This window comes from Paenibacillus sp. OT2-17 (assembly GCF_009827695.1).
In the GTDB taxonomy this organism is placed as follows: domain Bacteria; phylum Bacillota; class Bacilli; order Paenibacillales; family Paenibacillaceae; genus Paenibacillus; species Paenibacillus polymyxa_B.
On record NZ_WUDQ01000025.1, the window covers coordinates 16,710 to 27,749 of the forward strand.

The window sequence follows — 11,040 nt, forward strand, 5'->3', positions numbered from 1 at the left end:
AAATCCTAAGTTAACTGCTTTTGAATAATCTTTTTTAATTCTGCTATCGAATATGCTGGCTCCCTCTTATGAAGCATCGCGTGACAATTAGGACAAACAGGGCATAGATCCTTTACTGGATCAACTTCGTATTTTTGACCCACTTCATGTAAAGGTTTGAGATGGTGTATATGTATAAAATCTTCCCCAATCTCTCCATATACTTTTGAAAAATTAAAACCGCAAATGGTACAATTTAAGCCAAGATATTCAATACATTTCCTTCTTGCTATAGGGTTCCGTTCAAAGACATTAACTTGTACTTGCTTTACAACACCTTCAAAGTATTTTTCTGGTTGGTTTATTTCTTCTGCTAGAATCTCTGGATGGTTTTCATCCACATCGTCGAATGCCCAAATTATGTTCACTGGGCTAGTATCAAAATATTTTCTTACTCTTGCATTTCCTAAGTACAGAAACTCAGGGTTACTGCTGTCTTCTCTAACAAAAACGTACTTTTTGTGTCTTAAATTTAACAAACGCTGAATTGATTTATTATTTAGATTTGTTCTATTCTTAGCATACCAATTTAAATCATTTCCAATGATGCTGTTAGGGTAATCATGACCTGTTCTTCCTGCAGTGTTAATGTTTGAAAAGATAAAAAAGTCATCGTTATATTGTGCATAGCCTGTGTCCCAGTGACCACCTTGTTTATCTGCTGGTACATTAACAATTCGATAAATATCCTTACGTGTGTAATACTCCCCAATTTTAAACAAAGATGTTTATCCCCTTTTTTAAAAATATTGTTTGTTCCAAGCAAATACTTCCCCATAAAGAACGCCTTTATTTTACTCTTAATATTAAATCATTTTTCCATAGAGCCATTACCACATCCATCTGAGAATTATGAGTCGTATTACTACCATTCACGACAGATTTCCACAACATCATCTTGTTCAAAACTAAAGTTGGATTTTCTATAAGTAACTCAATTGCTTTAAGAGCATATTCTTTATTTTTCTGAGTATGGCTTCTTACAGAATAGGTTCCTTTAGGGATACCTTTTACTAAGCCAGCTTCACAAAGACCAATGAATGCAACTTTAGGACATCCCTTTTTCTGCCCCCAAGTACCTTCACCAAGAGCTTCAGTCGTTGCCATTTCCCATGCATCTAAGGGTGTTAATGTAGGATTAAATTCCAAATTCTTTATTGCTTGAATGGCACACTGTCCATATTTGTTTTCCATCCTTATCCTCCTTTACTCACAAATTTTTTTCGACTTCAGCACTATATCTCAACTTTTTACGAATCCAAACTTCTCTTTACATTTCCATATTACACACACAAATAATCTGAGGTTTAAAGATTTCGTCATTTAGTGTAGCATTTAAGTTAACAGTCTAACGACTCATTATTGTCGAATCCTTCGGCTCGACGTACTCCCGCCGCTTTGCTCCGCAGAAGCGTTGTGTGAAATGGAAAGCTTCGCTTCGCTACACTTTTCCATTTCCTTATTACCACTCGCTTTCGCTCTTTCCTCTTAAATCAATAATTACTTAAAACTATGACATAACGTTTCTTAAGAGCATTCTTAAATACCCTATATTTATTTAAGTAATTATACAAAGTCATCAATTGTCTATATAATATATACAGCTGATTACTTGATCGAATGAAAATTCTGTATGGCTTGTCAATCAACCAGTTTTTCAATGTGCTTGTTATGAATCTTCAATACGCCAAGACCTATTCCGCCTTCGACGGATAACAGAGCTTGTATTCTTGCATCCGTTAAAATTCTATTAAAATTATTAGTAATTCCCAGAGCTTTGAAAAATATATCCTTCTTTTTATACATTCCTTTTGGTAAGGATGAAAAGTAATCCAAGAATTTTTCAACATTATCATGTTCTTTGCTTTTTTTTATTTGTTGAAACTCCATCTCTATTTTATTAACTTTATTAGCATCTTTAATTTGACTTAACACAGTGTTTAGAACTTCCTGATCACTGTTCACGATAAAGAACTCTCCCTGTGGCATTTGGTTTCGTTGGATTCGTTTAATACTTTGGTAAATTTCTGATGCTATATATCCGATCTGAACAGCTTTAAATTTATCGTTAACAAATCTGCCAAGCTTAATGTCCGTAGACTTTCTTCCCAAATCAGTTTCCCTATACATCATATAATCAATTAAATATTGTTCATATGGAATGTTAGGTGTACCAATAATCCAACACTGTGTAAATTTAGAATATTCGTTCTTGCCAATTAGATTACCAAACCAATTGATAGCGAAATCCTCACCGTCATATTCATCCCCCACTCCTATTCTAGTTATTCCAACTTTATAGAGCTGTTCTAAGATTAATTTATGATTATCCTTGTGGCAAATAATCAATGTCTTATCATTAACTTTATAGCTATTATTAATTTTTTTAGAAATCTCAGCGTTAAATTCACTTTGATTAAGACGCAAGCTGCTTTTACTCGTATTAAAGTTAATAATTGTGAAATGGGAATTACTATGACTAATAATTCTCTCATGTCCAAATAATTTGAAGTTGCCAAGTTTATATACGTTATCAATATATGCACTTGCATCTAATATAATATTTTTCTGCAATCCCCATAGTTTATGTTTGTGGTTAAAAGTTGAAATATTACCTGCATTATAGAGACACTTAGTTGAGTACCATTGATTTAATCCCGCAATAAAATTTCTTAAAGCATTTTTTATCCTTATATCATTTTCATTTTCAATATTTGTATTCATTAGATTAATGAAATTTCTGAGTGTTGCAGGGTGAATTTTGAGTTTACAACGTATTACCTTATTTTTCTTTTTTTCAAATTCATGTTTTTGAAGTTCAATAAGAAGCTTATTACATACTTTATCGTACTCTTGCTGAATACTTGTATGGAGCATAGATCGGACTTGATCATAAATCGCTTTAGAAAAAGTATACGTTGGAAATTTTATTTTTTCATCAATTATCAATACATTTCTATTTTCCACAAAAGCATGGCGTATTTCATCGTTTAAGCAAAGATCAATATAACGTTGATGCGTAATAATCATAACCCTCACATCCCGTAACTTCTCATATTTAGTTTTCCACTGAATCCAATTCTCAGAAGTTACACCTAAAATATTTAAAAAACCAGTTTTATTTCTATGCGAAAGATATTCTACCGCTTCTTCAACGTCTTTTTTGAATTTTTTTACAATGAGATATCTGTTGCTATTGTTCCAATCGTCAAAACTTTCATCTACAATTCTGAGAGTTTCTCTACTCTTACCTAATCCTGCTTCTGAACAGAACACATTGAAGTGACTTGTTTCCCCACTTTGAGAATTAATAGTTTGTTCTAGTTCTTTAATTTTCAATGTATATTCTTCATTATTATTTTTCATTTATACAACTCCATTCAGTTAATAAGTACATAAATAACGCCCTTTCTAAGTTATTAATATTCATTTAATTGGGTAATGAGCTGCTCATTACGTCCATCAGAGGAGACACCTTTGAAGTTTTCTCACGCAATGCTGGACAAGTATAGTAAGTCCCTTTCTCATGTTTAAGGGATTTATATAAATTCGTCGAATAGCAGTAAAAATAATCATTATTACTTTTATTCATAATTCCACCTCCTCTCAGAAAAAAGCAAGCTATCTAATTAGATAGCTTGCCAGGCTGTCGAGAAACCCCCTGTTTTTTTGCAGGGGGCTTAAAACTGTCTTAGTGGTCTAAAAACTAGGGTCCTCAGATCGTTTTAAATCGATTTTTGTTTTGAAAGATGCGTCTCCCCATATAAAAATAGAAGTGTCGAAAAGTCCTCTGGACTTTCTCGACACTCTGGCAAGCTATCTAATTAGATAGCTTGCTCTAATTTAAGTTCTCTACACCCTATAAATAAACAGCCTTTTCTATCAGCTAAGTTACATAGGCTGTAAACATTATTACATTTCACGCCTTAAAGTAAGCGTTTCCGAAAATAAACATTCATTAAACTTTATAGCTCCTCTCTCTCTCTCTTAGTTGTAAAAACATAAAATAGAAGGTTGAATTGCCCCTTCTTCTCCTAGAACGTTCCTTTGAAAACCATTTGTTTATTTCAGAAAACATATCATTTAATTTTCATTTTGTCAATTAGTTGAAGTTAAAATTGGCAACTCAATGTTTTAGTGACTCTTCTCATCACTCTCAGTAAAGAAGCGCTTTCTTTAACTTTGTAGTTTACACAAAATAAATAAGTCTCACCCTTTGTTTAGGTATGACCCTTATATCCAAGAACTTCATTTAAAAATATCCAACCAGTTCCAAATGTACTATAAACGTTACAGAATGCGTTTTAAGCGATCATTTTAATAAGAAAGGCTTCTTCCTTCTCCAGCAAAAAAAAAGGCTTAAAATTGTATATGAGAGCTTCTCAAGCCCATTGGGTGGGTGGAGACGGTATAGTTTTGTACCATCCTCCCAAGTTTTGTAACTACAATTAGTTCAGTGCTTGTCTTATATCTTAATTTATCAAAGCAAAACAAGAGCCTCTCCTGTCTTTACAGTATATAGAGAGTTATTTGTATGATCTTGGTTATGGTTAAAATTTTTACAGAGCTTGAAGAGATACTGGCAATCTTAAAAGGTTATTGCAAATATCCGTTTTGTTATATCAAATTAGCACTCTCTAACAGATCCCATATGCTATCGCCAAGTTGATTAGCTATGATTTCCTTCTGTAGCTCAATAATTAACAACTGTTCGCTCACAGCATTTTCTGCTTCATTAATTGTAATCAGAATCCCTTTTACAAGCGACTCGTCAAGAAGTTGTTCGCTATCTGTTACAGCTTTCAAAATACCTCCACATATAGAACGGTACGTAAATTGTTTGCTCATCAGCAAATCTCGTTGACTTAGTAAATCTTTGTATTGAGAAAAGAAAGCTTTTTGCTCATTGTTAGTGGTCACGTCCATACTTAGTCTCCTCTTAGAATGAATTGGTACTTATCCCTGCTCAAGTTCTGATGAAACCTCCAGCGTCTATAAGAACATAATGTCCTGTATAAGCGCTGCTCAGCATGACGTGACGTTAGTCGCTTTGTTCAAATTCTGCTTTATCTTCAAAAGTTTCAGTGGACTATTGATACGTCCTATCTCAAGTATGTCGTCTTGCTCTAATCCTCTTAAATACTTGGAGGTTATTTGCGTATCGAAATGTCCCATTAGTCTGCTCAAACTGTAAATGTCAATTCCATTTTTCAACTGCTTCTGTGCAAAATAATGACGACAATCATGTGGGGAACATCGGACTTCTTTCCGCACACCAGCTTTTTTGCAGTGTTCTTTCAAAATCTTATTTATTCGAGAACGCGACAATCTTACGGCAGACTGGTCTAGGAAGTAGTATTCTTCAATCTCATCCTCTAATCTTTTTTTAAATCGTTCCTGTTTTAACTTTTCATATCTCCGCATGTACTTCCGCATTATATTACTAATGTATACCATGCGCTGTTTAGAGCCTTTCCCGTGAATCAAAATATGTCTCCTAGCTATGTCATTGTTTTTAATATCACACAATTCAGACACTCTAACACCAGTATCAAAAAGCATAATAAGAATTAGCTTGTCACGGATATTGGAATACGTCTCTTCTTTCAAGTCGTTTATTATACGTGAGACTTCATCATCATTAAATGTGACAATGACTGTTTTCTCTTCCTTTAAATTTCTAATCCTCCGCATTGGATTATCCTGTTCATCAATAAACTCTTCATTCACCAAGTATTGAAAAAACACTTTTAAAGTGGCTATGTTATTGTTTATCGTTCTGTTTACCTCTTTTCCAACACGCTGACGCTCCTGAATATATTTTTTGATATGAAGTGGTGTCACACCTTCAGTTTCAGCAACACCCAACACTTTCACTGTGAACTCTTCCCATCTGTACAAACGAAATAGGCATAGGTCAATGTACCTTTCTTCCCGACCTAGAATTTCTTGATTAAGCCTGAAATCCTCAATTAGCTCATTAATTTTGGTCATAAAAAATACTCCCTTCTATTTGCAAAATAACGCAGATAAAAGAGAGTAATTTTTTTGCACTCTATTGTTGCAGGTGTACGTAGAACATCAATGCTGTCAACGCCATAAACCCTTATATATCAAGAGTTTACGGCTAATTAACAGTATGAATATTCCCGACCTATTCCCACTCAATCGTTGCTGGTGGTTTGGAGGTGATATCATACACGATGCGATTCACGTTATCCACTTCGTTTACGATACGTACCGAAATTTTCTCCAGCACATCCCAAGGGATACGTGCCCAGTCGGCAGTCATACCGTCGATAGAGGTTACTGCACGAATACCAACAGTGTAAGAATACGTACGAGCATCGCCCATAACGCCAACACTCTTCATATTCGGCAAAGCGGTGAAGTATTGCCAGATTTCCCGGTCCAGACCGGCTTTAGCAATCTCCTCGCGCAAAATGTAATCCGACTCACGAACAATGGTTAGCTTGTCCTCTGTCACTTCACCCAGCACACGAATGGCAAGACCCGGACCTGGGAACGGCTGACGCCATACAATCTCAGGTGGCAGTCCGCATTCTTCGCCGACTTTACGCACTTCGTCCTTGAACAGGGCATTCAACGGCTCGATCAGCTTGAACTTCATGTTCTCCGGCAAACCACCCACATTATGATGGGATTTAATGGTCTGTGCCGTTGCTGTTCCGCTCTCTACAATATCCGTATACAGCGTACCCTGTGCCAGGAAAGTAAAATCGTCGAATTGAGAAGATTCTTCCTCGAACACATAGATAAACTCGTTACCGATGATTTTACGTTTTTGTTCCGGATCATCAACTCCTGCCAGCTTGGACAAGAAGCGCTCACGTGCGTCAATTTTGACAACTTTCATATCAAATTTACCAACGAACGTCTCCATTACACTTTCGGCTTCACCTTTGCGCAGCAATCCATGGTCAATGAACATACACGTCAGTTGGTCACCGATCGCTTTGTGAATGAGCATCGCTACAACGGAAGAATCCACGCCACCGCTTAAGGCACACAATACTTTCTTGTCGCCAACCTGTTGACGAATCTCACGAATTTGATCTTCAATGAACGATTCCATGGTCCAGTTGCCTTCACAACCACACACTTCATAAAGGAAGTTGCTGATCATCTCGTTACCTTGAACGGAATGACGTACCTCTGGATGGAATTGCACCGCATACAGATTCCGCTCCAGGTTACTCATCGCGGCAATCGGCGCACTCTCTGTTCCTGCATCTAGTGTAAATCCGGTTGGCAGATCTGTAACGTGATCCCCATGGCTCATCCATACGGTTTGACGAGAATCCAGTCCTTTAGCCAAGCGAGCATCCTGATTGAATTGCACGTCTGCTTTGCCATACTCACGCTTGCCCGCACGTTCTACCTTACCATCCAGTTGGTGAGCCATCAGTTGCATGCCATAGCAAATACCAAAGATAGGAATGCCAAGATCATAAATTGCCCGATCCACCTGAGGAGCATTGTCTGTATATACGCTGGAAGGTCCGCCTGAGAAAACAATCCCTTTTGGCGCCAGCTCTCTCAGCTTCTCCGCAGGCGTATTGTATGGAAGGAGCTCGCTATATACACCGAGATCCCGAATTCTTCTTGCGATTAACTGGTTGTATTGTCCTCCAAAATCGAGAACTACAACGATTTCATTAGGCTTATTCATTACCGTGCCTCCCTCAATTGTTCGTTTCATTATACGCAACGATAAAACAAGACGTCAAGAAATCAACCGGAGTTGAGTGGGCATGAAAAGATTGTTAAAATGAATTGATTCTAAAATACTCAATCTGTTCGTAGGAGTGTAAACGATGGATGTGCTGAAGTGGATCGCGCAATTGTTCGAAGAATACGGCTACGGCGTCCTTTTTTTCGGCTTGCTGCTTGAGTTTATTGCTTTACCTTTTCCCGGGGAAACCACAATGGCTTATGCGGGATATCTCTCCTATGCCGGCACCCTGGATTTCGGTAAACTGGTGCTACTAGCTTTCTTGGGCACAACCATCGGTATGACTATTACCTACTTTATCGGAAAGTGGGCTGGACTCCCCTTTATTCAGAAATATGGTAAATGGGTTTTGTTATCGCCGGACAAGCTTCAGAAAACACAAAAATGGTTTCAACGATATGGATACTGGCTTATTTTCCTTGGATATTTCATCCCCGGTGTCAGGCATTTTACCGGTTATTTTGCCGGGATTATTGCTCTTTCTTTCCGTAAATTTGTCTTGTATGCTTACAGCGGCGCTTTATTCTGGGTCATCCTCTTTCTAAGCATCGGCAAGCTGTTTGGTCCCCAATGGGATGCCATTTTCCATTTGGTAGAGCTGTATGCACTGCGAATTGCGGGAGTCGTTGGGTTTATGATCCTGCTGTATATTATTTACCGGTGGAGAAACTTTCTGTTTAGTTGGCTACGCAAATCCGAAAAATCAGTGAAAACCAGCAACAAGGATGACACGGAGTAGTCAAACTCCTGCTGCCTTACGACTACGGGTCCTTGCATAATACATTGAAATCACGATAGATATCACAACAAACCCCGCGCCTCCACCCAAGCCCAACGTACACGGCTCCATCATTTCAATCGCCACCCCTGCTCCAAACATAGACAGTCCGATGATACCTTGGCTCCACGCCGTCAGCATGCCCAGCATGACCACAATGGACCCTGTAAATACAATGGGGTCTCCCGCATTAATAATGTATCCAGACAAATCGCCCCCACCCCGCCAGCCAACGAAATTAAGAAGTAAATGGCAACCGCCGCCCATACGTGATAAATACCGCTTAATCCCATAAGTAAAATCCCTTCCAACAAAAGGCACATCAGTCCTCCCTTCAACAAAGAACGACTGAATAAACGCCCTATTGCATAGCTGGCAACCAGACCCGCGCCCAAAGCGGCGTAAAACAATCCGATCCCGGCATCGCCCAGCCTGAATTCCTGCACTGCATATACACTGATCAGAACATTATCAATGCCATTGAGCATGGGAACCAGCAACTCAAATGCAACAACGACTTGGAGAGGAACGGATGCACGAATACAGTCCAACATTCGCGATCTGCTCCGGTTTGGATGATCTAATAACGAAGGGCTTTTATGTGGTTTAACACAGGAGTCCTCCCTGTTTATTTTCTCCTTCATGACAGGTGGGAATGCAATATTGCGAACGATCAGACCTGCGGCAAAAAAACTTGCTGCGTTCAGTATAAATGCGGCTTGTGGTCCAAAGAGAGCAGATATGATGCCTCCGGCAGCAGCACCAACGACCAGCACCAGCCCACTCATCACTTGCTCAAGACTGTTCACTTTCAATAACTTCGACGGACGAACAAGCAGCGGGATGGACGATTTACGAGCAGGAGCATACACCGCTTCTCCGCAAGCTAGAAGGGTACTAACCCCATAAATGATCCATATATCCTCAGGACTATGAACACTTAAAAAACCAAGGGCTACCAAGCCTCTGAATAGATCCGTGGTCATCATAAGTGTACGCCGGGATATGCGGGTAATAAGCACACCCGCCGCAGGTGACAGGACTAAAAAAGGAATCACTCGCAATCCCAGCATTATACCTACGCTGAATCCTGAACTGGTAAGCCGATAAATCAAAGCCAACAAAGCGATCTGACAGAAACGGTCTCCAATTCCGTTAATGATGCCTGCGGCAAATAACTTCCTGTATTGCCTGTCTAACATTTTAAACAGCTCCATATCGATAGAATTCTTTTATTATATATAAATCTAATTAGTTATTTGTCTAATTTATAAGTTTACTATACAACCGTCAAGGCATAAATTCATATATTCAGAACATACTAAGCCAACAAACTCCAATATCGGAGGATTTTACGTATGCCAAATCAGAATAAAAGTTGTCCAGTTACTCACGTGTCCTCTAACTTGAGGGATAATGTAAACCATATTGAAAGCTCCTTTGGAAACAGCGGAGATTTAATCATTAAAGAGCTATTATGGATGCAAAAATGGCCAGCGGCTTTGTTTTATATCAATGGTCTGATTAACACTCAATTACTCCATGATTCCGTTCTGCGTTCATTAATGCGGGAAAACGAACATCATGTACCAGAGGGCGCGGAACCATTCGACTATTTAAAGGATCAAGTATTGATTGCTGGTAACTCAGGTAGTTTGGAGGAAATGGATATTACTGGTGTTTACTGTACTATCGGGAATAGAGGCTTTTAGTCGCGTTAGTGAGATGCTGTTATCTGTATATGTATTCATTTTCTGTGGTAACGGCTTGTTCATTCCGCTTATATTATGGGGTATTTACCTTTGCCAGCAAAAGTGGAAGCATCGGCAAAACACATCTGGAAATTAACAAAAACCTTTTGAAACCAATGCGCCTGAAAGCACGATCCGGTTTCAAAAGGTTTTCTTTGGTTCTTCACTTACGCCATATCCTGAATGTATGCCATTGCAGCATCAATATGTCCTTTCACTCTTAAACCACGCCATTCATGAATTAGGATACCATTTTCATCAATAAGGAACGTAGACCGAACTATGCCCATGTACTGCTTGCCGTACATCTGTTTTTGCTGCCATACACCATACGTCTCAGCCACCTGATGCTCTTCATCAGATAACAACTGAAAAGGGAGTCCGTACTTTGCAATAAACTTGTCATGCTGTTTGAGTGGATCAGGGCTTATCCCCAGAATCACCGTGTTCAAGTCTTCAAACTCCGTATGTTTATCCCGAAAATCACAAGCCTGAGCCGAGCAACTAGAGGTCAAATCCTTGGGATAGAAATACAGCAATACCCTACTGCCTCGATAATCAGACAGCTTGACACACTTTCCCTCACTCCCAGGCAATTCAAAATCCGGTGCCGGTTGTCCAATAATGGTAGATGTCGTGGACATCTCATCATCTCCTATCTTGTGGGAGTTCTTATGTGATCCGCCTATGAGCCTGCCCCTCTGTAACGGCGAACT

At 38.8% G+C, this 11,040-nt stretch carries 11 protein-coding genes; 2 read left to right on the forward strand and 9 right to left on the reverse strand.

What is annotated here, in order from left to right; all coding sequences use genetic code 11:
* Positions 1–5 precede the first annotated feature (5 nt).
* The 6 genes from GRP75_RS07520 to guaA form a co-directional block, all read right to left on the reverse strand.
* Positions 6–761 (reverse strand): DUF3427 domain-containing protein, encoded by a 756-nt coding sequence (locus GRP75_RS07520; RefSeq protein ID WP_160788996.1) that lies wholly within the window; start codon positions 759–761, stop codon positions 6–8.
* 67 nt (positions 762–828) lie between these two features.
* Entirely contained in the window at positions 829–1,233 is a 405-nt protein-coding gene (locus GRP75_RS07525; protein WP_160788997.1) for a DUF6979 family protein, read from the reverse strand.
* Positions 1,234–1,680: 447 nt separating this feature from the next.
* Positions 1,681–3,405, reverse strand: a complete 1,725-nt coding sequence (locus GRP75_RS07530) for a hypothetical protein (protein WP_160788998.1) — start codon at positions 3,403–3,405, stop codon at positions 1,681–1,683.
* Between the two features lie 1,251 nt (positions 3,406–4,656).
* Entirely contained in the window at positions 4,657–4,965 is a 309-nt protein-coding gene (locus GRP75_RS07535) for a hypothetical protein (RefSeq protein ID WP_160788999.1), read from the reverse strand.
* Between the two features lie 99 nt (positions 4,966–5,064).
* Positions 5,065–6,033: a tyrosine-type recombinase/integrase gene (locus tag GRP75_RS07540; RefSeq protein WP_160789000.1), complete on the reverse strand. Its 969-nt coding sequence runs from the start codon at positions 6,031–6,033 to the stop codon at positions 5,065–5,067.
* A 160-nt stretch (positions 6,034–6,193) separates the two neighbouring features.
* Positions 6,194–7,732 (reverse strand): glutamine-hydrolyzing GMP synthase, encoded by a 1,539-nt coding sequence (guaA, locus tag GRP75_RS07545; protein ID WP_023987031.1) that lies wholly within the window; start codon positions 7,730–7,732, stop codon positions 6,194–6,196.
* 145 nt (positions 7,733–7,877) lie between these two features.
* Between guaA and GRP75_RS07550 the strand changes: the two genes are divergently transcribed.
* Positions 7,878–8,534, forward strand: coding sequence for a DedA family protein (locus GRP75_RS07550; protein ID WP_160789001.1), 657 nt, complete (start codon positions 7,878–7,880; stop codon positions 8,532–8,534).
* Here the strand turns inward: GRP75_RS07550 and GRP75_RS07555 are convergent, their stop codons facing one another.
* Both GRP75_RS07555 and GRP75_RS07560 read right to left on the reverse strand, forming a co-directional pair.
* A complete protein-coding gene (locus tag GRP75_RS07555; protein ID WP_160789002.1) occupies positions 8,535–8,723 on the reverse strand; it encodes a hypothetical protein in 189 nt (62 codons plus the stop codon). It abuts the gene before it with no gap.
* Positions 8,708–9,775 carry an MFS transporter gene (locus tag GRP75_RS07560; protein ID WP_160789003.1) on the reverse strand — a complete coding sequence of 356 codons (1,068 nt, stop codon included), beginning with the start codon at positions 9,773–9,775 and terminating at the stop codon, positions 8,708–8,710. Before GRP75_RS07560 ends, GRP75_RS07555 begins: the two co-directional genes overlap by 16 nt.
* Before the next feature lie 156 nt (positions 9,776–9,931).
* On the opposite strand from GRP75_RS07560, the gene GRP75_RS07565 reads away from it, so the two are divergent.
* Positions 9,932–10,285 carry a spore germination protein gene (locus tag GRP75_RS07565; RefSeq protein WP_068939403.1) on the forward strand — a complete coding sequence of 118 codons (354 nt, stop codon included), beginning with the start codon at positions 9,932–9,934 and terminating at the stop codon, positions 10,283–10,285.
* Positions 10,286–10,491: 206 nt separating this feature from the next.
* Here the strand turns inward: GRP75_RS07565 and bcp are convergent, their stop codons facing one another.
* On the reverse strand, positions 10,492–10,968 hold the full coding sequence (gene bcp, locus GRP75_RS07570) for a thioredoxin-dependent thiol peroxidase (protein WP_160789004.1): 477 nt from the start codon (positions 10,966–10,968) through the stop codon (positions 10,492–10,494).
* Between the last annotated feature and the right edge of the window lie 72 nt (positions 10,969–11,040).